Consider the following 22,901-nt stretch of genomic DNA (forward strand, 5'->3'; position numbering starts at 1 on the left):
GCGGCGTTCGTTATCGAGCGTGGCGACGTTGGGGCTGAATGGGGCTGAATAGAGACGTGAGTTTGCTCATGGATATTTCCCGTGAGCGTGGCGGATAGCAGGGGCATGATTGCGTGGAGTAATTTGGGAAGCCGAAATGAATGCCCATCAGAATGCTCGGCCAACCGGCGGATGCCCCTTTTCCATTGACTGATAGTATAAACATCGTGCAGGTGGGGGGCGGAATCACATTCCAGCACCCCAACTTGCTGAACGAAAACGAGAGAAGGGATGGACCCGCATCTAAGCCTGGAATTGCTCGCATTATTGTTTTCAGCTGCGGTACTGGCTGGTTTCGTCGACACGTTGGCGGGTGGCGGCGGTCTGATCACCTTGCCGGTGCTCCTGCTCGCGCAGGTGCCGCCGGTACATGCGCTGGCAACGAACAAGCTGCAGGGTAGCTTCGGCACGCTGACTGCGTCCTTCGCCATGCTGCGGCGGCGGTTGGTGCAATGGCATGAGATTCGCGGTTTGTTTGCCGTTGTCTTTGTCGGCGCGGCGCTGGGTGCGGTGGCTGTGCAGTTCGTGCATGCGGGGGCGCTGGACGTGGCGATTCCACTGGTGCTGACGCTCATTGGCGTGTATTTCCTGCTCGCGCCGCAGGCGGGCGAGATCGAACGCCGGCCGCGCATGGGGCTGCCGCTCTACCGCAATCTGATGCTGCCGTTGATCGGTGCCTATGACGGTTTCTTCGGACCAGGGACCGGATCATTCTTTGCGTTGGCCGGGGTCGCCCTACGCGGACAGCCACTGGTTGCGGCGACGGCGCGGGCCAAATTGCTGAATTTTGCCAGCAATATCGCCTCACTAGGCGTCTTCGCGTTGGGCGGCAAGGTGTTGTGGTTTGTCGGCGGTGTGATGGTGGCGGGGCAGATATTCGGTGCCTGGCTCGGTTCGCACATGATGGTGCGTGGCGGGGCGCGTCTGATTAGGCCGCTGATCGTATCGATGTGCATGATCATGATTGCGCGCTACGCCTGGCAAAAGGGCCTATTCGCGACTTTGTTTGCGGGAATATAGCCGCAGGGTTGTGGGTGATCGCGAATCGCTCCCTATACTAGCGTTGAGGCGAAGGCCGCCGCATCGTCCGATTGCGGGTGAGCGCGGGTCGCCATGGGCAAGGGGGACGGCATGAATAGCACAGCGGAAGAGGTCTTGGTGGGCGGCGCGTCGGGCACACAGGTGATGCAGTTGGCGCGCATGAGCAACCGCCACGGCTTGATCGCCGGGGCGACCGGCACGGGCAAGACGGTCAGTCTGCAGATTCTCGCCGAGGGTTTCTCGCGTCTGGATGTGCCGGTATTCGCGGCGGATATCAAGGGAGATCTCTCGGGTCTTGCCGCTGCGGCGGCGCCCCATCCGAAGATTCAGGCGCGGGTGGACGGTATTCCGGTTCCAGATTACCGGGCCGAGGCGTCGCCGGTGCTGTTCTGGGACCTGTTCGGGGAAACCGGCCACCCCATTCGCACGACGGTCTCGGAAATGGGGCCATTGTTGCTCGCCAATTTGCTCGAGCTCAACGAGACGCAGGAAGGTGTGCTTTACGCGGCCTTCCGCATTGCCGACGAACAAGGTCTGTTGCTGCTCGATCTCAAGGATTTACGCGCCCTGTTGAGCTGGCTGAGCGAGAATCGCGCCACGCTTTCGCAGGCCTATGGCTTGCTCGCATCCTCTAGTATCGCCGCCATCCAGCGTCGCTTGCTGGTGTTGGATGAGCAGGGCGGTGATCATTTTTTCGGTGAACCTGCACTGCATCTGGCCGATCTCATGCAGCGCGATTTTTCCGGGCGCGGCGTGATCAGTCTGCTCGATGCGACACGGTTATATAGCCAGGCACCGCGTCTGTACAGCGCATTTCTGTTGTGGTTGCTCGCCGAGTTGTTCGAGGATTTGCCCGAGGTGGGTGATGCGCCACTGCCGCGACTGGTGTTTTTCTTCGACGAGGCGCACCTGCTGTTCGAGAATGCGCCGCGTGCGTTACAGGAAAAAATCGAACAAGTGGTGCGCCTCATCCGCTCCAAGGGCGTGGGTATCTATTTCGTGACGCAAAGCCCGACGGACGTGCCCGACGACGTACTTGGCCAGCTCGGCCTTAAGCTACAGCATGCTCTGCGCGCATTCACACCCAAGGATCGCAAGGCCATTCGCGCGGCGGCTGAAAATTTCCCCTCGAATCCAGACCTCGATGTGGCCGCGGTGCTAACCGATCTGGGCACCGGCGAGGCATTGGTTTCCTGTCTCGATGCTAAGGGGCGTCCGCAGGCGGTCGAACGCACGTTGATCGTGCCGCCACATTCGCGTATCGGTCCGCTGAGCCCAGAGGAGCGGCGCGAAGTCATCGGGCGTTCGCCGTTGTCCGGGCGCTATGATGCGGTGCAGGATCGCGACTCCGCCTACGAGGAGCTTAATCGCCGCGCACAGCAGCGGCAGACCGAAAGTGCCGCGCAGGCCCGCGCCGAGGCCAAAGCCAAGACCGCTGCCGCGCGCAAGCGCGTCCCGGCGGCCAGCCGCCGGCAGTCGGCTGGTGAGGCCTTGGTCAAAAGTGCCGCGCGAAGCATTGGCAGTCAGCTCGGTCGCCAGCTCATGCGCGGCGTGCTGGGGGCCTTGCTCGGGCGAGGTTGAGTGCGATGATCCACCGATCACCAGAAGGTGACTGGCGAAAAACATAAGGATATACCCGATGACCGTTTTGCCTCACACAGCCCTGGCGGGCGTCCTTGCGCCCGCGGTCTCGGTCTGCCCATCCCCGGTCTGCCTGGGCCTCTCAATGTCATTATCGATGTGCCTGGTGTGACGATGAGTTACACGAAGCTCATGGAGGGCGATGCGGTGCGTACAGGCTGGCATTTTGCCACATCCGTCGACGGCGTTGTTGCGCCCGCTATGGGCCGGGATCTTCACGATGAGCGGGTGCGGTGGACGCCGTGTCGAGGCGCTCGATCCAGCCCGCCTACAAGTACTGTTTGCGCACGCCGGTGGCCATCTTGATATCTAAACCCATCAGGTGCGCCTATTGGCTACCTGCGTGCGGGATAAGATGAACCGGGGTCAGATGGGTTGGCAGGGTTGCTTGGGAATGTATATCTTGTCTTGCTGGTTTATGCTTAAGCACTGCAGTTGAAGGAATATCACGATCACATTCCATTTCGTGACTGAGGGTCAATAATAAATCGTGACAAACGAACCGAAAAAAACGCTTGAAAATAAAACGGATATTTTTGTAGGAGGGCTCGATAAGGCGATCGATACGCACATGGATTGGACGCGCAGAATCCTGCGTTGCGCCGTTCTTGGAGAATCGCCTGGAAATGACGTGTTGAGACATAACGCGCATACACTGTGTCAGTTTGGGATTTGGTTTAACAAGGAAAGAGGTTTTTTTGATCTCGTCGATGCCAATGCAGCCAACTGTATAGAAAGAAATCATCTTGAAATGCATAACGCGATACGCATCCTCTGTGAAGACTTGATTGCTGGTCGAAAAGGGCAAGAGAGTGATTTGAAAACATTTGAGAAAACACAAGCCGAGTTGATTACGCTGTTATCGAAAATCAAGACCCTCGTACTCACGACCGTGGCCAGACGTGATCCGCTGACCGACCTGCCAATGCGATTTGGGATCGATGATGCATTTGATATTTTTCGGAAGGATGCCAAGCGTCGCGGCGAACGACTGTTTGTCGTGCTCATCGACGTCGATCACTTTAAGGATATCAACGACACCTATGGACATGGAGTCGGCGATGCTGCGCTGCGGCAAATCGCGGCTAGGTTAACCGCCACGGTTCGTGAAAATGAATCCTTGTATCGCTATGGTGGCGAAGAATTTTTGATACTGCTGCGCTGCCCGAAGCTCGATTGTCAAATTCATGCATCGAGACGTATCCATGAGGCCATCAGGAGCACTCCAATCACCCTGGACGAAGGCGCCACTCTTCATGTCACGATAACCCAGGGTGTTGCGGAGGTCGGCGTAAACGAGAGCTTTGCCAGTGCGGTCGAGCGCGCTGATATGGCGCTTTATGAAGGCAAGCGCGCCGGGCGCGATCGTTACGTCGTCGCGCAGGGTGAACCCGTTTGAATGGCTGAAGTGGGACGCGGCTCGGAGGGTGGGTTTACGGGTTACTTGATGCGAGCTTAATACCGAAACCGATCAGCGCGAGACCTGCCAGCCGCGTAGCCAATTTGCGGGCGAAGGGCAGACTCTTGAGTCGTTTCGCCACCGAATTGCCGAGCAACACCAGCCCCGCCTGATAGAGGAGACTGATAAGCGTGACATACACCATCATGGGGATCAGCGTCGTGTGGCTGGCCGTCGGACTCAGGAATAGCGGGAAAAAGGCGACGAAGAACAGCATCACCTTGGGGTTGGTGAGGCTTACGGCCAGCGCCTGCCGGAAATAGGTCCAGCCCGATTTGTCCGCTTCGGATCCGGTCGCTACTTCGTTCACCGGTTTGCGCAGCAACTGAATGCCCATCCAGATCAGGTAGCCTGCGCCAAACCACTGTATTGCGCGGAACAGCTCCGGATTGGCGTGCATCACGGCCGCGAGTCCAGCCATCGCGGCGAGCATATACACGAAATCCCCGCACAGTGTGCCGAACACCGCGCCCAGGCCTGCGCCGACGCCGTTGCGTGCGGTCGCGTTGAGGATGGCAATGGTGCCGGCGCCCGGAATGAGCTGAAACACGAGGATGGCGGCGATGAAACTACCGTAGTTCTGGATGTCGAACATCTGTTGTTCTCCGGGAAGGTATCGGTTCCGTGTGACCGTTATTTTAGCCCGATCCGGCGAAACAGTGAGGCATCCGGCGTGGCTCGAGTGGGCGTCAGGGTGATCGTCAATCGAATTCAAAGTGCATGCCCACCTTCATTGTTCCATCCGATAGCACGTTCGCGCGCAGACCACCATGACCGATCCAGGCCTTGATGACGTCCTTTTGAGTCGTGCCATCATTGGCCAGCAGCTCACCAAGAAAAGCGCAGGGCTCGCACAGCTCGACGCCGCGGAAGCGCACGCCGCCGATGCGAAATTCACGTCCCATCAGTTCGTTTAGGCGCACGCCTTCGGTGATCACGTTGCGACGCGTTGCGTGTTCGGCAATGACCTGCCTGTAGGCCGTGTTGTAGCGCGCGATCTCCTCCGTCTCGACGAAGGTGATGTTCTGCCCTGGCCACCGGCTCTTGTCGAAATTGCGGTCGCCAATGATGCCGCGGCCGGCGATCAGGCGGATTTCGGGCAGCGCCTGCTGTGTCCCGCGGGATTTATTGGCGATGTAGAGGGACTTGATCACCGCTGCCGTATTCTCTCGGTTGTGTTGTTCGGAGTCATTGGGCGCACGCTGATGCGAAGGCGCTGACGAGCGGCGCGGATTCGCCGCGCAATGCGACGCGTTCGGGCTGAAACAGCGTGGCGACGAAGAACGGGTGATCGTCTAGTTCCACCGCGCGCACCTCGCCATTGTCGGCGTCGGTCGCCGTCAGGCGCAGAGGGCCGCGTAGCAATTCTTTACGGAACACCTCGCTCAAGCCGAAGCTGCAGCGGTATTCCGCCGTGGCGCGCAGATCGCCGTAGATGGCCGCGAGTCGGCTGCCGGGGGTCAGATCGACCGTGCCGGTGGCTTCGATCAGCGCGCAGGCCAGTGGCGCGATGACCACCCGTGCGGCATCGGGCGCGGTTTCGGCATGGTCGGCATCGGCCCAGCCGAGCACGTTGCGGGCGTATTCCAGGATGGCGTGCTGGCAGCCGCCGCAGGTGCCGAGATAAGGAGTGCCGTTTTCGCGTGCGTGGCGGATGGCGAGGAGAGCACCGTCCATATTGCGGTAGGGGCTGGCGGGCACACACCAGAGTCCGTCGAAGCCGGCGATGCGCTCGGCCGCGCTGATTTCCTCGGTGGGCACCCATTCGAAGCCGATACCGAGACCGAGCTTGTCGGAAGCTTGTGCCAGAGCGTAAGGAATGGCGCGGTGGGCGGCCACGTTCGGGTTGTAGTCGCCGATCAGACCGATGTTGACGGTGGTGTTCATGTCGATTTTCTGCGTTGGTTTTGTCTGCTTGCGCGCCGGGAAGATGGCGTGGCGCGGACCTGAGCGAGAGGCCGGGCGCTCGGTGCGCGAGTGTATCGGTTCGTAGAGCGCCAGTAATTGGAAGCAACAATCCGTCAGGAGTTCCAGTCAGCTGCCGAGGGTGCTGAAATATTAGGGCGCATAGGGCGCGGGTTGCAAAAGTCCGGCGCTGCACCCGCTCCACGGGCCAGTGCGCTAGCCGTCGTGGTAAGCCTGATCGCCCGTGGCGAATACCGGGTGCTGGGTCTGTACGAACAGTCGGCCGCTTGGGTTGAGCAAGGCGGTGTTGATCGACGCCAGGCTACCGGGTAAGGGAGCGTATGCGCAGGCGTATGCCCGTACGTTACGTGCAGGCATGGTAAACGACAGCCGCGTGCGGCAAAACAGGCGCGGTACGGCTACGGTGCGTGAGTGCGGGAAGGCCCTGGTCGGTGTGTGTTGTGCCGTCGTCGGCGCAGGGCGTCTCGTCTGGGAGAATGAGGGTTCAGGGCTCACGGTGGCGAAACCTTGTCTGGGCGCCACCGGCGGGGGCCGGTGGCGCTAACGTCTGCCGATTCGGGCTGAGTGGGATTCGGTCTGGATCAACCGAACCTGGCTCCGGGGGTTTCGGGATCGCCCATCAGGGCCCGGGTCGTGAGCGCGGAAGGCGCCATCGCGACGGTAGCCGTGTGGCTCATCGACGCTGCCGGGCGAGGCCCGACGTAACGTCCCTCGGGTGTTTGCGGATCGCCCAGTAACGCCCGCGCGTTCAGTGCGTTGGGGATCAGTGCCGTGGCCACGTGCGGCATGCCGGTCGCGACGTCATGCATTGCGACGTAACGGCCTTCCGGCGTTTGCGGATTACCCATCAACGCCCGGGTCGCGACATGGTTGGTTGCCGATTGCGGCTGCGGCATGGCAGCAAGAGCCACTGGTATGGTCGCCGGTAGTGCCAGCGTGGCCAGTATTGCGGCCAATGCGGGTGCGGAGTGTGTGGAGCGTGCAGTTTTCATCGAGTGTCTGTACATGGTCGTACCTCCATGAGCAAGGGCACCGGTCGGTAGCCTTGCGAATATTGTTGGAATGTGTATAAAAACATATGGAAAAAATTGATTTTTATACACAAATATATCGACACCGGGTTGTGGTGAAGGTTTCATAGATCCTGTTTATGGCGCGAAAGTACGGGGGAGATGCACCGTGTCGGCTGTGAATGGAGGCGGCAGCAGCGACAGGGAGTGGGTCGGGGCACGCGCGCGAACCACTGACAGGTGGCACAGCCCATGCCCGTGGCGGTTGCCGAGTGCAGCGGATTTTCGGGGATGATCGGAGGGGGCGTCGGCGCTCGGAGGTAAGGACGGTGGCCGCGATTATGAAGGCGGGCGCCGTAGGGGGATTTAGCGCGCGGAGCAGGACGGGACGCCGGCTATCACTCGGAGGTGATCGATGTTTTCGTGCCGAGCAAGCCACCGGATTCCGACAGCGCCAGTTGCGTGCCGGGGGGCGTGTGCACCTCAGTCGCCAGGCGCGCGTCGCATGACCACCATCACCGCCATGGCCAGCATGCCGAGCAGCACGGTGACCGAGGCGATCCCGAGTATCGGCCCGAGCACCGGCTCGGGTACCCACCTGGCATAAAGCAGGAACAGGCAGATGAGTAGCACCAGCGTGCCGGCTTGGTGGGCATAGAATTGTAGGGTAGCCAGTCGGCAGTTCGCTTCGTGAAGCCAGAGTTTATGGCAGAGCGCGTAGAAGAACGACACCACGAAGCCGAGCAGCATGATGTGGGCATGCGTGACGAGTTGGCCGTGATCTTGCGAGGCGGCCATGTGAATGCCCAGCCCCAGGCCGACGATAGCGTAGACCAGCGCGGTAAACAGGTATTTTCTATCCATGTGCCGATTCCCCCTCGTTTGTTATTCGGGGGCGTCATCGTATCCCTGCCTGCGCCGCCTCCCGCCAGCCTTATTCCCTAGCCAGTCGCCGGTAGGCTGTCAAGTCGGCGCGCTTGCGTCGCCGCCATGATCGCGTAGACTCAGCTCCGTACTTGACTACGGACATGACGATGACGAACAGCCTGGCATCCCTGACTATCGGCGGCTTCGCGAAGGCCGCTGGCGTCGGAATCGAGACCATCCGTTTCTATCAGCGAAAGGGTCTCCTCGGCAAACCGACGCGCCCGCCGGGCAGCGTCCGTCGCTATGGCGAGGCCGACGTCGCGCGGTTGAAATTCATCAAATCCGCCCAGCGGATCGGTTTCAACCTGGAGGAAATTGGACATCTGCTGCACCTGGACGACGGTGCGCACTGCGAGGAGGCCGCGCTGCTCGCAGCCCAGCGTTTGCGAGATGTGCGCGAACGGCTGCAGGATCTGACGCGTATGGAAGCGGCGCTGGCTGGCCTGGTCGAGCGCTGCGCCGGACAGCATGAAGAGGCAGCTTGCCCGCTCATTGCGGCCCTGCATGGCGGGGCGGACGTGATCGGCGGATGACCCACTGGGTGTTCGGCGTGTTCGCCTGAGGTAGGCTCGCCTAGCGGATGAAGAAGCAATCGGTTCCGAACAAATAATGAAGCTGGTCGGTTTTCCGATACATTCAACCTACCCTCAAGATGAATGCCTCGCATTAACTTGTGATGCCCCATCTCACGCGGCGCGAAAAATAGGATTGAGGTACTCTGGAAAAGGCTTATTTTCGGTTACCCGGGTGGCGTCGCGCATGCCATTGTCGAATGTGTAGAGAGCTATTTGGCCCATTCAATGTGCGTGTGTTGTGGCAGCAGCGCAGAGGCGAAATCTAATGTGGATTTGACGATCTGTGCTCCTTCTGGGGTCGAAATCCAGACCAGAGCACCGCAGTTGATGACCACGGTCACCCAGAAAAACACGCGAAATGAGCGTTTCCTGGATTTGTGTCTGAGTAGTTGCTGGGCAACCCAGGCACCCGGCCAGCCACCTATCAAAGCAAACAGATGGAGTCTATTTTCAGGAGTACGCCGGCGGTTCGTTTTTGCCGCGGATTTGTCTTTTGCATAGAGCAGGAAAGTGATCGGGCTGGCGAGCAAATAGAGCCACATGATTTCATGCGTTAATTCTGCAGTTAGGGACAAAGCGACGACACAGGCAAGGAATGCCAGCGGTATGGCGATGGTGGATAGTCGCCATCCCGCTGCGGCGCACCTCCTCAGGGAGCGACCAGAGAATTTCACATTTTCCGCACGCACGCGTCCACGCGAGTCGCCTTTAAGCTCGTACGTCACGGATGCTTTTGCAGCAGGACGTCCCTGTGTTCGATCAAAAGACGTAATGTGCACGAAAATCTGTTCGCCGCCATCGCTAGGTGTGATGAAGCCGAAGCCCTTGTCGTCGATCCAGTTCGTGATTTTACCTTTGCGGCGCATGGGTGTGTCCTGACTGGCCATTTGGTCATTTATCAATATAGTCACGTTCCAAGTAGTTGCCCAGAGACCCTGTGCATGACAGTCGGGCAGGTGCTGCGGAAGCATGTGCTGGTATTCTTGTCATTATATTTTCAGACCGAAGCATTCTGTCGGCAACCGATTTCTTGTCGTGCATGGTGATGCGTCGATTAAGTGATGTCGACCGCATTGCCTATAAAACCGCGATGGGTGTAGCGGTTTGCCGGGTCGCGTATCATCGGGCGAATTTATCTTCGATGAAGAACAGAAATTGCTGACCACATTTCCTTGCCGCGATAGGCGTTGACCAGAGGCGAAAGGTAGTGAGGTGGTAAGCGCTGAGAAGGATGATTTTCAGTCGGTCGCGACAGCATTCATAAGCCAATCGACAAAACTGTGCCTCCCTGGGGGAGGGCGCTGTAACTGCAGCTGATCAGCCAGGACATCCCGTCAGAGATGGAAATATGAAAGGATGGGCCGGATCGCCGCGCGTAAGACACCTTGCTCAGTAGAAATTCAAAATGGCGCGTTTTTTTAAAATTAAAAATTTGCGCTGCATTGAGTTGTCCGCTGGACCTTATTGTTAACCCCGGACCACAATTTAATCTTTAGGTTAATGTAAAATTAACTAATTGATCCATGCCTTTTCCTATGCGATCGGGTTTGACGCCCAGTTTCTCTGTGGGGCTCCCCAGTCTGTTAACCCAAACTGTAGGATAGCCAAACCATTTGGCACCTGCCGCATCCCATCCCGCAAAAGCCGCGAAGGCTATGTTTTCTTTAGGGAGAGCAAACGCGTCGACCCCCATTTGGTATGCCCGAGCGCTTGGTTTGTAGGCTTGGACCCTGTCAGTGCTAAGATAAAATTCAAATGCATCTCCTATATTTGAATTTTTCGCGTTGATTCTCAGCATTTCTTCAGTTAGATTTGAAAGAAAACCAAGTCGAATATTGTTTTTATTGAGTAATTCAAGGGCTGGTTCGACATCTGGCCAAGGTTTCAAGTTCAACCAAATTCCCATTAATTGTTCTTTCTTTTCTGGCGTCAAGTCGAGTTTTAGGCTTTCCGCAGAAAATATTAGGGCCTCCTCAATAACAGAATTAAAATCCTTATAATGATCGCCTGCTGTGCGTAGCCACGTATAGCCAAATATTTTGGTGAACCAGAGCTTGGCGAGTGGGTTTCCTTGCTCTGGATATAGTGTTTTGGATAATCCAAAAATTGGTCTCGGATCAAATATAGGGAAGCCGTCAAAAGCAATGGCTTTGATGTTGTGTTTGGTTGCTGCTCGAGTTAGCGCGGAAGTGGTGAGTAAGCCTGCAGCCACACTTCCAGCCATGAGTTTGAGAAGTTGCCGGCGATCTAAAGACATGGGGTTTGCTCCACAAAGTTAGACTAAAAATAGCGTATACGCCTTACATAGATGCTGTTGTTTGCAACAATATTCCATGGCATCAGCGATTTCATGTCCTTCGTGTAGGTCTGATGCTTGAATTAAGCGACGGCCTAGCCGTCCATTTGAGCGAACGCAAACGCTCATTACTTCATGTGGCGTAAGGAGCCTTCACCACGCGTTGAGAGATCCACCATATGTTACCAAATGGATCTTTTATGCCGCCCTGCCGATCACCATACGGCATGTCGCTGACCTCCATTTCCAGAGCGCCACCGGCAGCAAGCGCCTGCACCATAGCGTTATCGGCGTCATCGACGTAGATATAGCAAGCGGTTGGCATGGGCGCATAGCGACCGCTTGCCTCACTTGCCATAATCATGGACGTGCCGATACGAACCTGTGCGTTGGCGATACGTCCGTCTGGGCGTAGGCTGCGAAGCACCTCGGTACCACCAAATGCTTCGACCAGGAATGTAATGAACTGATCTGCGTCCTTTACGAAAAAATAGGGCGTGACCGTGTTGAAGCTAGGCGGAATGTACATAAACACCTCGCTGCCTCGTGAGCGCGCTCACGCCGCTGTTTAGAGTCAAGGTGTGTTGGCGTGGTTGTTGTGTATGTAAAAGGTATTCCGACATATTTTGATCGCTCTGGAGCGGCTCCTTATAGGGCATATTCAAGCTTGATCCCTCCGTCAACTTCATCCGTAACACTTAAGCTCTATCGCAAACGAAAATCAAGTGCGGGATTGATTTTTATCACGCTTAATTTTGAGGGCGTAATTTTATTTAATGCAGGATTCGTTGATTTATTGTTTATCATTTTATCTGTCTAGGCGTGTTGAAATTTTGTGTCGACAAGTGGGGTTTTTAGGTGTGGCTGTCTAGCGCTTCATTGGTTGAGTGTACGAATTTGTTAATGTCATCGAAAGAGAAAATTCTGAACTTTTTAACAAGTAGTTTTGTGATGAATGTATTTTCAGAAATATGCATGCCAATCCCATTGCTTTGCAGGGTTAATTTTGGGGTGGGTTTTATATGGATCTCATGCTCAGGCCTTATCTGTATCTGTTGCTTGTCTTTCAGTTGATGTTGATATTCAATTGTTCTTGTGGCGCTTGAATTGGGCGGCACCGAAGTTGCCCACCTCGAATGAGTCGTTAGGTCATCACTCAGTGAGCTGTCAGGCATTTGTGTGTCGTGAATTAAGCAAGAAAGCGGTCAATCTCTTGTTTGCTGCTCTCGCAGCAAAGAATCCTAGGGCGAGGCCTGGAAGGCTCGTAAGCCAAGGAAGGCCAACCATATTGCCGAGTAGATACGGGATTCCCAACCCGATACTGGCGAACACAACCACAAAGGTCGTCATGCTGAGTGCAATGGAGTAGAGCCCAAACAAAAGTGCTGGGAGCCAACCGAGCTTCCTCCCTAGCTGCATTGACTCCCTTCGTAGGGCCTGTGCTTCAAATGGCGCCATCAACGCAATAATCGATACGTATACGATACCAAGAGATGCCAGTGTGAAACTGTCCATGAATGACCTAATGATCAAGCTCAGGGGCGCTGTGCTTTTTGCGGCGTCCCTTGGAGCGCGTTGTTTGACATCTTTGCAGTCCATCGCCCGAATGTTCCTGGGGCTAATTCCTTACGGGGAACTTGGCTTCAGAGGACGCTCTTGAAGACGGGCGTAAATACAAGTCTATTCCTGGCCTGATGTGGCTCGGCGTAACGTTCATAGAGGGCGTTTTCGAAACAAATTCCATGCGGCTGAAGTTTGAGGTCGCTGGGCCGCGTGCTGATGCGGCATGTTCCTCTCAGTCTGGCACTTTTTTGCTGTCCTGGCAGAAAGGGGGCCATCCCATCAGTTCAACGTGTGATTGAGCACGGCGATGATCTGGCTATCGGTGAGATGGGGCTTCTTCATGGAACCTACTCGGGTCAGATTACGAGAGAATTTCACTTCTGGAAACCGCTAATCCGTGGGGGGATTACCGTGGCAGTATGTGTTTCCCGTGGGGAGTTATTCGCTGGATACGTGCAACGGCGTCGAATGGTGTCAGCGCATCGATGCGAAATTGTTGCAGCGTGCAATGAAAAAAGCGGTGCGGGTTGCGGGTATCGTCAAGTGGGCCGCACCGCATACACTACGCCACTTCTTTGTCACGCATTTGCCAGAGCGCGGGCAGGATATCCGCACTATTCAAGAATTGCTCGGTCACAAGGATGTGGCTACGACGATGATCTATACCCCTGTCATGAACAAAGGCGGGCGTAGCGTGGGTAGCCCTTTGAATATGTAATTCGAACACATCATTGATACTGGAGCATATGGACATGGCGGATATTCGCATCGGCCACGGTTACGACGTTCACGCCTTCGAAGCGGGTGATTACCTGATGCTCGGCGGGGTGCGCGTGCCGCACGACCGGGCGTTCAAGGCGCATTCGGACGGCGACGTGCTGATCCACGCGCTGTGCGATGCGTTGATCGGTGCGGCGGCGCTGGGCGACATCGGGCGACACTTCCCGGATACGGACCCGCGCTACGCGGGGGCGGATAGCCGCGCGCTGCTACGGGCGGTACTGCAGAAGTTGGTGGAGCGCGGCTGGCGCGTGGGCAACGTGGATTGCACGGTGATCGCGCAGATGCCGAAGCTGGCGCCACACATTGAGGCGATGCGCACCCACTTGGCAGCGGATCTGGCGATCGAGCCCGAGCGGGTGAACGTGAAGGCAACGACAACCGAGCGACTGGGCTTCACCGGCCGCGAGGAGGGCGTGGCAGCGCATGCGGTGGTGCTGATCGAGCGGGGCTGAGCTCGCTTGGACCCAGCCGGCCGTGCTGTGAGGGGCGGCGGATAGGCGTATACTGCACCGCTTTTCCAGCCAGGATTTCCGAGGGACGGCCGATGTTTTCGATTCATATGGGTATTGCCGGATACGACGACGAGCTGTGGAGCTCCATCGAGGGCGAAGCCCGGCGGCAGGAAGAATATATTGAGCTGATCGCCTCGGAGAACTACGCAAGCCCCCGCGTGCTCGAGGCGCAGGGTTCGGTGCTCACCAATAAATACGCCGAAGGCTATCCGGGCAAGCGCTATTACGGCGGCTGCGAGTTCGTGGACATCGCAGAACAGCTCGCCATCGACCGCGCCAAGCAGCTCTTCGGCGCCGATTACGCCAACGTGCAGCCGCACTCCGGCTCGCAGGCCAACGGCGCGGTCTACATGGCGCTGCTCAACCCCGGCGACACGGTGCTCGGCATGAGCCTCGCCCACGGCGGGCATTTGACCCACGGTGCCAAGGTCAGTTTCTCGGGCAAGACTTACCACGCGGTGCAATACGGCATCGATGTCCTGACCGGTGAGATCGATTACGACGAGGTACGCCGTTTGGCGCTAGAGCACCGTCCGCGCATGATCGTAGCCGGCTTCTCAGCCTATTCGCGCATCGTCAACTGGCAACGTTTCCGCGATATCGCCGACGAGGTGGGTGCCTACCTGATGGTCGACATGGCCCACGTCGCTGGGCTGGTCGCTGCGGGCGTGTATCCCAGCCCGGTTGGGATCGCCGACGTGACCACATCGACCACGCACAAGACCCTGCGCGGCCCGCGCGGCGGCCTGATCTTGGCCAAAGCAAACCCAGAGATCGAGAAGAAGCTCAATTCCGCGATCTTCCCCGGCACCCAGGGCGGACCGCTGATGCACGTGATCGCGGCCAAGGCGGTGGCCTTCAAGGAGGCGCTGGAACCCGGATTCAAGGACTATCAGAAGCAGGTCGTGGTGAATGCGCGGGCGATGGCGAAGGTGTTCATCGAGCGCGGCTATGACGTCGTCTCCGGCGGCACCGACAACCATCTGTTCCTGCTCAGCCTGATTACCCGAGGGCTGACCGGCAAGGATGCAGAGGCGGCACTGGAGCGTGCGCATATCACGGTGAACAAAAACGCGGTGCCCAACGATCCGCAGAAGCCTTTCGTCACCAGCGGCCTGCGCATCGGCACCCCGGCGGCGACCACGCGCGGTTTCGGCGAGGCGGAATGCGCATCGTTGGCCGGCTGGATGTGCGACGTACTCGATAACCTCGGAGATGAGTCGGTCGAGGCCTCGGTGCGTGAGCAGGCGATGGCGCTGTGCCGTCGCTTCCCGGTGTACGGCGAATAAGGCGCCGGACGACGCGCCGCCGCCGTGCGCTGCCCCTTCTGCCAGCACCCCGACACTCGGGTGATTGATTCACGGTTGTCGAATGAAGGCGACCAGGTGCGTCGTCGCCGCGAGTGTGTGGCCTGCAGCGAGCGTTTCACCACCTATGAAACCGCGGAGCTGAACCTGCCGCGCGTGATCAAGCGCGGCGGCGCGCGAGAGCCATTCAGCGAGACCAAGTTGCGCGGTGGCATGCTGCATGCGCTGGAAAAGCGTCCGGTGCCGACCGAGCTGGTTGAGGCGGCGATCAACCGCATCAAACGCCACGTACTCGCGCAGGGCGAGCGCGAGGTGGACGCCCAACGCATCGGCGATTGGGTGATGGACGAATTGCGCGCGCTCGACGAGGTTGCCTACGTGCGCTTTGCTTCCGTTTATATGAGCTTCGAGGATGTCACGGCCTTCCGCGAGGTGATTGAACGGCTGGAGCGCGAGCCGCCACCTGCGGCGCGCGAGGATCAGATGCCATTGCTGGAAGCGGACGATCGGCCACTGGGCGGCGGCTGAGCACATGCCCTTCACACCTGCCGATGCTGAATACATGAGCCGGGCGCTGCGCTTGGCGCGGCGAGGCCTATATACCACCCACCCGAACCCGCGTGTCGGCTGCGTGCTGGTGCGCGACGGAGTCGTGGTCGGGGAGGGTTTTCACGCACGTGCAGGCGAACCGCATGCGGAGGCGCATGCCTTGCGCATCGCCGGTTCGCAGGCGCGCGGCGCCACGGCCTATGTGTCGCTGGAACCCTGCTGTCATCACGGGCGTACACCGCCCTGCGCGGACGCGTTGATCGAGGCGGGGGTGACGCGTGTGGTTGCGGCCATGCGTGATCCGAATCCATTGGTCGCCGGGCGTGGGCTCGCACAGCTGTCGGCAGCCGGTATCGAAGTGTCCAGCGGGTTGCTGGAAAGCTCGGCGCAGGCAATCAACCCTGGCTTTATTAATCGCATGACGCGCGGCGTGCCCTGGGTGCGCGTGAAGAGCGCGATGAGTCTGGATGCCTGCACCGCGCTCGCCACTGGCGAGAGCCGCTGGATCACTGGCGCCGCCGCGCGCCAGGACGTGCAGCGTTGGCGCGCGCGGGCGGATGCGGTGCTCACTGGCGTCGACACGGTGCTGGCCGACGATCCGAGCCTGAATGTGCGCCTCGAAGCCGCCGACTTGGGCATCGACGGGATCGTGGCGCAGCCGTTGCGGGTGATACTCGACAGCGATCTGCGCGTGTCGCCCGAGGCCCGATTGTTTCGCCTGCCGGGACAAGTGCTGGTGATCGCCGCGGAGGGCCGGGTGTCGCCGGCGACACGGAAAACCCTGGAGTCGCGCGGGGCCGAGGTCGCCAGCGTCCCGGCGGCGAAGGTCGGGCGGGGTCTGGATTTGCCCGAGGTGCTGCGTCTGCTCGCACGGCGCGGTATCAACGAGATACACGTGGAGGCGGGCGCCACGCTGGCCGGTGCGCTGGTCCGGGAAGGCTTGGCGGACGAACTGGTGATTTACGTTGCGCCGCACCTGCTGGGGGGCGGTGCGCGTGCGGTATTCGCCCTGCCGGCGCTTGAATCCATAGGTGAACGGACGCATCTGGAAATCTCCCAGGCACGCCGTGTCGGTGACGACTGGCGTTTGATTGCCCAACTGCAAAGAGACTGACGGTATGTTCACAGGCATTATCGAAGCGGTCGGCTCGCTGCGCCGTGTGACGCCGCGCGGCGGCGATGCTCGCCTGGTCATCGACGTGGCTGGGCTGGACCTTACCGACGCGTCGGTCGGCGACAGCATCGCGGTCAACGGCGTCTGTCTGACGGCTGTCGAGTTGCAATCGGGGGCCTTCGCGGCCGACGTTTCGGCCGAGACATTGTCACGCAGCACCCTGGGTGCGCTCGGTGTGGGCGCGTCGCTCAATCTGGAATTGGCGATGAGGCCCACGACACGACTTGGCGGGCATTTGGTCAGCGGCCACGTCGATGGTGTGGGCGAGATCGTCGAGCGTCGCGCCGATGCGCGCTCGGTACGCTTTGTGTTGCGCGCACCGGACCGACTTGCACGCTATATCGCGGAAAAAGGCTCAATCTGCGTCGATGGCATCAGCCTGACCGTGAATGACGTGGATGGTGCGCGCTTCGACATCAATATCGTCCCGCATACGCTGGAAAAGACCACCCTCGGACAGGCCCGTGTCGGTCAGTCGGTGAACCTGGAGGTGGATGTCATCGCACGTTACCTGGAACGACTGCTACTGGGCGATGGCGCGGCCCGAGAGGGTGGCGCCATCACGCGCGAATTACTGGCCAGACATGGCTATCTGACGGACACGGACTGAAGGCAGCGCAATGGCCCTGAATAGTATCGATGAAATCCTGGACGACCTGCGCCAGGGCAAAATGGTCGTCATCATGGACGACGAGGATCGCGAGAACGAGGGCGATTTGCTGATGGTGGCTTCGCTGGTGCGACCGGAAGACATCAACTTCATGGCGCGTTATGGTCGCGGGCTGATCTGCCTACCGATGACGCGCGAGCGTTGCCGGCAACTCAACCTGCCGCTGATGGTGGCGAGCACGGGTGACCAGCACGGCACCAATTTCACCTTGTCCATTGAGGCCGCCGAGGGCGTGACCACCGGTATCTCGGCCTATGATCGTGCGCATACCGTACGCATGGCCGTAGCGCCTAACGCGCAACCCCTGGACATCGTGCAGCCGGGCCACATCTTTCCGCTGATGGCGCAGCCCGGCGGTGTGCTAACCCGTGCCGGGCACACCGAGGCGGGCGTGGATCTCGCGCGTCTGGCCGGTTTCGAGCCGGCGGCAGTGATCGTCGAAGTGCTCAACGAGGACGGCAGCATGGCACGCCGCCCGGACCTCGAACGCATTGCGGCCGAACACGGCCTCAAAATCGGTACCATCGAGGATCTGATCCGTTATCGTCTGGCGAACGAACACACCATCGAGCGCGTCGCCGAGACGGCAGTAGAGACCGAATTCGGCGAATTCACGCTGACGGCCTATCAGGAGTTGGGCAGCCGTGCCGTGCACATGGCATTGAGCCGAGGCAGCATTCATCCCGACGAATCGACGCTGGTGCGCGTGCATGTGACCGACGCCATCAACGACCGCATCCCATTCACCACCTCGCCATTGGGTTGGCCGCTGCGCGACGCACTGCGGCGGGTGGGTACTGAGGGCGGTGTGGTGGTTGTGTTGTGTCATCCAGAAGATCCGCGCGAAATGGTCAAGCGTATTCGCAGTCTTGGCCTACAGGGGGTCGATACCGCGTCGACAGAGGAGAAGCCAGCTACTCCGCAGGAGTTGCGGACCTATGGCATCGGTGCGCAGATATTGCGCGATCTGGGTGTCAGGCGCATGTGTCTGCTGAGTGCGCCCAAGCGCATGCATGGCCTTGGCGGCTTCGGTCTGGAAGTGACGGAATATGTCGGCGCCTGAGGTCGTCGCTACGCTACGATCCGGGCCGATGGTTGCCCCGGACCGTAGCGTCCCCATCAAGTCCGGAAGTTATAATCCAGATAGGCCCAAGCAGCCTGGGTGTTGACCGCGAATTTATCGGCACGGTAATCGGCATACTGAATACCGCCGGAAACATTCTTGAGCAATTTCCCCGTGAGCGATAGGTCGACCTCGTCTCCGTAATGGAGGCTGCCGCGCGCTGCGCTGAAACGATAATAATCGGCCATGAGGTTCGCCTTGCCGATTTTCGCCGCCAGGGTGTACTCGTAACTTTTTAGGCCGGTTATTGGAGTGGTGAGAAATATTTCAGCCCAGCCGTTATAGGCGTGCTTGGTAGCCAGCGGCGTCTGAAAGCCGTAAGTCCCATTCGAATTACTGCTCATCAACATATAGGAAAACCGGCCGGTCAATGCCTGCCAGTTCAGGCCGGCTGCCAGATGGGTATATTCCGCATTGATCGCTGCGGGACCGCCATGATAAGGCAGTTGTTTTGCGTAGGCGGCGGTATATAGCAAATGGGTATCTGGGGCGAGCGTGGCCTCCCCATGCCAGCTAGCACCGACGATGCCGCTGTTGCAAGCATCCGGTCCGCCAGGTAGATAACAGCCCGCCTGCCCGGTGACTGGATGCGGCGATGTATTCGCATACCAATAACCGTAAATACCCATGCGATTGCCGGGTAGTACTTCGTAACTGAGGTCCGCGAGCGTGGTTTTCATGGGCACGAGCTGATTGAAGATATTCTTGATGCGCCAGCTATATCCAGCGAAGAGATCCAGGCCTGGAATTGCGGTGTTTTCGATCGTTGCGGCATCGTAGGTTTGCATGTTTTGTCTGAAGCCAACATTGCCGACAAAGCGGGCGTCTCCCAAGATTATGATTTGTCTGCCAATTTTGACGCTGGTGTGATCGAGGCCTTGATAGCCTACGAAGGCTTGATTGATCGCCGTGGCCTGTGGGTCCGGAATGACGGAATAAGCGGCATTTTTATTGAGGACACTGTTGTACTGGGTGTCGAGGCTGCTGACATCGATAAATTGAAGATTGGCATACCAATGATGGAACGCTCCGGTTTGATAGCCGAGTAGTGTGCGAATCGTCTGTGCATTTGCCTGCTGCTTGCCGTGTTGTTTGAGTTGTTCGTAGCGCGGCCTGACGTTCAGATCCAGCGTGCCGGCTGACATCATGGCGTCAGTGGCCGCTTGGCATTGCTGAAACCATCCTCCAAATGCACAGAGCGCAAGTGATCCGCTTGCAATATAAGTTTTGATTAATAATTTTTTCATAATGATTTCCGTGGTCTTGATTCCAGGCAAAAAAAAGCGCTACCCGCACTGTCTGCGCGGGAAACGCCGCTGTTTGTTTTCGGAATCGTCATTGATCCCGCCTGCATGGCCGCCCGTCGCTGGGGGTCGGGCTTTTACTCAGGAGTCAGGAATATAGGCAACAGTTGGATGCTTGAAGAAAGATCGAATCAAGGATCGCCGGATAGGTTTCCCGTTGCCAGCGCTCGATCGCGTCAGGGTCCCTCTGATACGCACGCTGGAGTGGCTTTTGCGCAGTCAAGCCGACCCGCGCCAGCAACGCGCCCACTGAGGCCAAGCTCAGCGAAACGCCCAATCGCTGTGCGATCAGTTCGCGCACGATCTGGCGTGTCCATAAACCGAAGTCGAAGCCATACTGCCGCGGGTTCTTGCCGTTGACCCACCGGAACACTTGCCGTCCTTGGGCATCGGTCAACTTCCGGCGCCGCCCGGGTGCCCGCCGCAACTGTAGGGCCCGCTTGCCTTGGCCGCGCCCGCGCACCTTCAGCCGTACCTTGTACGCCCAAGTCCGGTGCATCCCGAACGACGCCGAGACCGCTGCCGGCGATTCGCCTTCCGCCATCCGCTCCAGCGCCATGAAGCGCATCGCTTCCAGCGTCTCGCGGGTCAATGTCCGTCCATCGTTCTTCATACCCAATTATGACCGAAGTCGACGCCATTTGTTCCCTAATCTACTGACTTATGAGTAAAGCAATAATTAAACCAGGTGTGGTTATTATTTAAATATCGAGTGGATTTGTTGGTTTTTGGTGTTTGTGTGCAGGTGCGGAATGGTCGCGATGAGGTGGGGTTGCATCATGTATGTGCGTGAAGCAGCGAGCACGCACTGGTATGGCGCGCGTGGATCAACCGCGATGGCAGGTTTAGACGAAATCGCAAAAGGGCTCGACCATGACCCATTCGCCGGTATCGACCGGTCCACGGTCGTTGTCGAGGATCACGAAGCAGTCGGCGAGGCTCATCGATCGTAATACCCCGGAACCTTGCGCTCCGGTCAGGTGTACTCCGATTTCACCGTCGCCCCCGGTTTCGATCTGGCCACGCAGGAATTCGGTGCGCCCGCGACGTTTGCGCATGGGTTCCAGCGCCCGGGCACGCAGTTGGCGGCGAGGATTTGGCGTTGCACCACTGAGCCTTACCAGCGCGGGCTGGACGAGCTGATAGAAGGTCACCATCACCGCCACCGGGTTGCCGGGCAAGCCGAAGAACAAGGTGTCGCCGATGTGTCCGAAGGCCAGTGGCCGACCGGGGCGGATGGCGATGCGCCAGAATCCTATCGTGCCCAGTGTGGCCAGTACCTCACGGGTATGGTCCGCGTCGCCGACGGAGACGCCGCCGGTGCTGATCACGACGTCATGCGTGGCGGCGGCCGTCGAGAAGGCTTCGCGCAGGGCATCAGGCCGGTCCGGCACGACACCCAGATCATGCACGTCCACGCCGAGACGCGTCAGGGCGCCGAACAGGGTGTAGCGATTGCTGTCGTGGATTTCGCCTTCGCCGAGCGGACGGCCGAGGCCGCGCAGCTCGTCCCCGGTGGACAGGAAGGCCACACGCGGGCGGCGCAGCGCGTCGATTTCGGGGCAGCCGAGTGAGGCAAGTAGGCCGAGATCGGCGGGATTCAGGCGATGTCCACGCGGTAGCGCGACTGCGCCGCGCGCCAGATCCTCGCCGGCCAGGCGGATGTTCTGTCCGGCTCGGTGCCCGCTGCCGATGGTCACGCGTCCTTCGCTCACGGTGACGTCTTCTTGAATGACCACGGTGTCGGCGCCCGGCGGCAGTAGGGCGCCGGTGGTGATGCGCACGCATTCACCGGGCGCAATTTCGGCGCGATAGCCCACGCCGGCAAGGGATTGGCCAGCGAGGCGCAAGGAGATGTTCTGCGTCGTGTGTGATGGCAGGTCGGCGGCGCGCAGGGCGTAACCGTCCATCGCGGAATTGGTGTACGGCGGAACGTCGATTGCGCTGACGACATCGTGTGCCAGTACGCGGCCGAGCGCGGTGCGTAGCGGCAGGCGTTCGGCGGCTTCGAGTGGGCGAACTGCAGCGAGGATGCGATCACGCGCTTCCTCGAAGGGCAGGGCATCGTCCTGCGGGTTCTGGCAGCTGGACGGTGAGGTCGGGCGGGCGTTCATGGGGCGGATCTCCGTTGTGTAGGCTCCGCGGGTGCGCGTCGCAGGCGCTCTTCGAGGTCGGCAAGCGCGTCGGCGTCGTTGATGTTCAGGAAGGCATCGACGACGTCGGCACAGTCGACTGCGATGCAGTGCCGAGTGTCGAACCAGCGCTCGATCTTGCGCTCGCCGGCGGCGAGATAGGCTTCCAGCGAGGCGCGCAGCTCGCCGCGCAGCAGTGCGAATACGGGGTGAATACGTTCGCCATCGTGGGCTACGGCCACCTCGGCGTCGGCCGCAGCGAGGGCGCGATAGAGGCGGGTGGCCAGATCAACAGGTAACAACGGACTGTCGCAAGGCACGGTGAGCAGCAGCGGGGTGTGGGTGTGGGCAAGGGCGCAGGCCACGCCGGCCAGCGGGCCTTGAAAGTCGCTCAGACGATCACTGAGTACGGGGGGGCCGAGGCGTCCATATTCGGCTGTATTGCGGTTGGCGTTGACGATCACGGTGCCGACCTGAGGGATGAGCCGCTCAAGGACATGGGCCGCCATCGGTCGGCCGGCGAGGTGGGTCAGTCCCTTGTCTTGCCCACCCATGCGACGCCCAAGGCCACCGGCCAGGATGACCGCGGTGATGCGGGCGCGTTCCTCGGGGCTGAGCGGCAGCATGATCGGGTTCCGGTACGGAGGGGCGGGGTCCAAAGGTATGCCGTCGCGCGGTGCTAATCAAGTTGGCCGGGTCGGAGCTCCAAGGCAATGCCTGGGTATACACGGATGCGTTCGTGGCGGATGAGGGTGGGTAGTTCCGTGGCTTCGAAGGACGCGGCGATTTCAAGGGCGTTGCCGCCGCGATCTATGTTGGGCAAGGGGTGCCGGGCTTGCGCGCGCGGCGGGTGCTGTGCTATGATTCGCG

Annotated in this window: 23 protein-coding genes and 1 pseudogene; 11 read left to right on the top strand and 13 right to left on the bottom strand. The window is 59.3% G+C overall.

Features of this window, described 5'->3' with window-relative positions; all coding sequences use genetic code 11:
• Positions 1-270 precede the first annotated feature (270 nt).
• The 3 genes from BI364_RS04055 (at position 271) to BI364_RS04065 (ending at position 4,120) form a co-directional block, all read left to right on the top strand.
• On the top strand, positions 271-1,059 hold the full coding sequence (locus tag BI364_RS04055; protein WP_070077669.1) for a TSUP family transporter: 789 nt from the start codon (positions 271-273) through the stop codon (positions 1,057-1,059).
• A gap of 111 nt (positions 1,060-1,170) precedes the next feature.
• Positions 1,171-2,661: a helicase HerA-like domain-containing protein gene (locus BI364_RS04060; RefSeq protein WP_070079872.1), complete on the top strand. Its 1,491-nt coding sequence runs from the start codon at positions 1,171-1,173 to the stop codon at positions 2,659-2,661.
• Positions 2,662-3,211: 550 nt separating this feature from the next.
• Entirely contained in the window at positions 3,212-4,120 is a 909-nt protein-coding gene (locus BI364_RS04065; protein WP_070077670.1) for a diguanylate cyclase, read from the top strand.
• A 34-nt stretch (positions 4,121-4,154) separates the two neighbouring features.
• Here the strand turns inward: BI364_RS04065 and BI364_RS04070 are convergent, their stop codons facing one another.
• The 6 genes from BI364_RS04070 to BI364_RS04090 all read right to left on the bottom strand — a co-directional run bounded on the left by BI364_RS04070 (position 4,155) and on the right by BI364_RS04090 (position 7,980).
• The gene (locus BI364_RS04070) at positions 4,155-4,775 is read right to left on the bottom strand and encodes a LysE family translocator (RefSeq protein ID WP_070077671.1); all 621 of its coding nucleotides are present in this window, start codon (positions 4,773-4,775) and stop codon (positions 4,155-4,157) included.
• 106 nt (positions 4,776-4,881) lie between these two features.
• Positions 4,882-5,334 carry an MOSC domain-containing protein gene (locus BI364_RS04075; protein WP_070077672.1) on the bottom strand — a complete coding sequence of 151 codons (453 nt, stop codon included), beginning with the start codon at positions 5,332-5,334 and terminating at the stop codon, positions 4,882-4,884.
• Between the two features lie 34 nt (positions 5,335-5,368).
• A complete protein-coding gene (locus tag BI364_RS04080) occupies positions 5,369-6,067 on the bottom strand; it encodes a CTP synthase C-terminal region-related (seleno)protein (RefSeq protein ID WP_070077673.1) in 699 nt (232 codons plus the stop codon).
• Positions 6,068-6,301: 234 nt separating this feature from the next.
• Positions 6,302-6,463 carry a hypothetical protein gene (locus tag BI364_RS17770; protein ID WP_156782614.1) on the bottom strand — a complete coding sequence of 54 codons (162 nt, stop codon included), beginning with the start codon at positions 6,461-6,463 and terminating at the stop codon, positions 6,302-6,304.
• Between the two features lie 224 nt (positions 6,464-6,687).
• Positions 6,688-7,113: a hypothetical protein gene (locus BI364_RS04085; protein ID WP_156782615.1), complete on the bottom strand. Its 426-nt coding sequence runs from the start codon at positions 7,111-7,113 to the stop codon at positions 6,688-6,690.
• Positions 7,114-7,599: 486 nt separating this feature from the next.
• Complete coding sequence (locus tag BI364_RS04090; protein WP_070077675.1) at positions 7,600-7,980, bottom strand: TonB-dependent receptor; 381 nt, start codon at positions 7,978-7,980, stop codon at positions 7,600-7,602.
• A gap of 170 nt (positions 7,981-8,150) precedes the next feature.
• On the opposite strand from BI364_RS04090, the gene merR reads away from it, so the two are divergent.
• Positions 8,151-8,576: an Hg(II)-responsive transcriptional regulator gene (gene merR / locus BI364_RS04095; RefSeq protein ID WP_070079873.1), complete on the top strand. Its 426-nt coding sequence runs from the start codon at positions 8,151-8,153 to the stop codon at positions 8,574-8,576.
• A gap of 251 nt (positions 8,577-8,827) precedes the next feature.
• On the opposite strand, the gene BI364_RS04100 is transcribed toward merR, so the two are convergent.
• The 3 genes from BI364_RS04100 to BI364_RS04110 all read right to left on the bottom strand — a co-directional run bounded on the left by BI364_RS04100 (position 8,828) and on the right by BI364_RS04110 (position 11,443).
• Entirely contained in the window at positions 8,828-9,484 is a 657-nt protein-coding gene (locus tag BI364_RS04100) for a DUF1294 domain-containing protein (protein ID WP_070079874.1), read from the bottom strand.
• 626 nt (positions 9,485-10,110) lie between these two features.
• The gene (locus tag BI364_RS04105) at positions 10,111-10,875 is read right to left on the bottom strand and encodes a haloacid dehalogenase type II (RefSeq protein WP_070077676.1); all 765 of its coding nucleotides are present in this window, start codon (positions 10,873-10,875) and stop codon (positions 10,111-10,113) included.
• A 172-nt stretch (positions 10,876-11,047) separates the two neighbouring features.
• The gene (locus BI364_RS04110; RefSeq protein ID WP_070077677.1) at positions 11,048-11,443 is read right to left on the bottom strand and encodes a VOC family protein; all 396 of its coding nucleotides are present in this window, start codon (positions 11,441-11,443) and stop codon (positions 11,048-11,050) included.
• Between the two features lie 1,431 nt (positions 11,444-12,874).
• Between BI364_RS04110 and BI364_RS04125 the strand changes: the two genes are divergently transcribed.
• From BI364_RS04125 to ribBA, 7 genes are all read left to right on the top strand, one after another.
• Positions 12,875-13,195: a tyrosine-type recombinase/integrase gene (locus tag BI364_RS04125; RefSeq protein WP_083251151.1), complete on the top strand. Its 321-nt coding sequence runs from the start codon at positions 12,875-12,877 to the stop codon at positions 13,193-13,195.
• A 34-nt stretch (positions 13,196-13,229) separates the two neighbouring features.
• A complete protein-coding gene (gene ispF, locus BI364_RS04130; protein WP_156782616.1) occupies positions 13,230-13,712 on the top strand; it encodes a 2-C-methyl-D-erythritol 2,4-cyclodiphosphate synthase in 483 nt (160 codons plus the stop codon).
• A gap of 92 nt (positions 13,713-13,804) precedes the next feature.
• The gene (glyA, locus tag BI364_RS04135; RefSeq protein ID WP_070077680.1) at positions 13,805-15,061 is read left to right on the top strand and encodes a serine hydroxymethyltransferase; all 1,257 of its coding nucleotides are present in this window, start codon (positions 13,805-13,807) and stop codon (positions 15,059-15,061) included.
• A 24-nt stretch (positions 15,062-15,085) separates the two neighbouring features.
• A complete protein-coding gene (nrdR, locus tag BI364_RS04140; protein WP_070077681.1) occupies positions 15,086-15,607 on the top strand; it encodes a transcriptional regulator NrdR in 522 nt (173 codons plus the stop codon).
• Positions 15,608-15,611: 4 nt separating this feature from the next.
• Entirely contained in the window at positions 15,612-16,742 is a 1,131-nt protein-coding gene (gene ribD, locus BI364_RS04145; RefSeq protein ID WP_233279574.1) for a bifunctional diaminohydroxyphosphoribosylaminopyrimidine deaminase/5-amino-6-(5-phosphoribosylamino)uracil reductase RibD, read from the top strand.
• A 4-nt stretch (positions 16,743-16,746) separates the two neighbouring features.
• Positions 16,747-17,412, top strand: coding sequence for a riboflavin synthase (locus tag BI364_RS04150; RefSeq protein ID WP_070077682.1), 666 nt, complete (start codon positions 16,747-16,749; stop codon positions 17,410-17,412).
• A 10-nt stretch (positions 17,413-17,422) separates the two neighbouring features.
• A complete protein-coding gene (ribBA, locus tag BI364_RS04155) occupies positions 17,423-18,535 on the top strand; it encodes a bifunctional 3,4-dihydroxy-2-butanone-4-phosphate synthase/GTP cyclohydrolase II (RefSeq protein WP_070077683.1) in 1,113 nt (370 codons plus the stop codon).
• Between the two features lie 56 nt (positions 18,536-18,591).
• Here the strand turns inward: ribBA and BI364_RS04160 are convergent, their stop codons facing one another.
• The 4 genes and pseudogenes from BI364_RS04160 to mobA all read right to left on the bottom strand — a co-directional run bounded on the left by BI364_RS04160 (position 18,592) and on the right by mobA (position 22,657).
• Positions 18,592-19,872, bottom strand: coding sequence for an alginate export family protein (locus BI364_RS04160; protein ID WP_156782617.1), 1,281 nt, complete (start codon positions 19,870-19,872; stop codon positions 18,592-18,594).
• A 160-nt stretch (positions 19,873-20,032) separates the two neighbouring features.
• Positions 20,033-20,356, bottom strand: a pseudogene (locus BI364_RS19300) (winged helix-turn-helix domain-containing protein); the annotation flags it as partial.
• Positions 20,357-20,744: 388 nt separating this feature from the next.
• The gene (moeA, locus tag BI364_RS04170) at positions 20,745-22,013 is read right to left on the bottom strand and encodes a molybdopterin molybdotransferase MoeA (RefSeq protein ID WP_070077686.1); all 1,269 of its coding nucleotides are present in this window, start codon (positions 22,011-22,013) and stop codon (positions 20,745-20,747) included.
• Positions 22,010-22,657 (bottom strand): molybdenum cofactor guanylyltransferase MobA, encoded by a 648-nt coding sequence (gene mobA / locus BI364_RS04175; protein WP_083251152.1) that lies wholly within the window; start codon positions 22,655-22,657, stop codon positions 22,010-22,012. The genes moeA and mobA overlap by 4 nt, the downstream gene beginning before the upstream one ends.
• Positions 22,658-22,901: the final 244 nt, after the last annotated feature.

It is taken from the genome of Acidihalobacter yilgarnensis (assembly GCF_001753245.1).
GTDB classification, from domain to species: Bacteria; Pseudomonadota; Gammaproteobacteria; order DSM-5130; family Acidihalobacteraceae; genus Acidihalobacter; species Acidihalobacter yilgarnensis.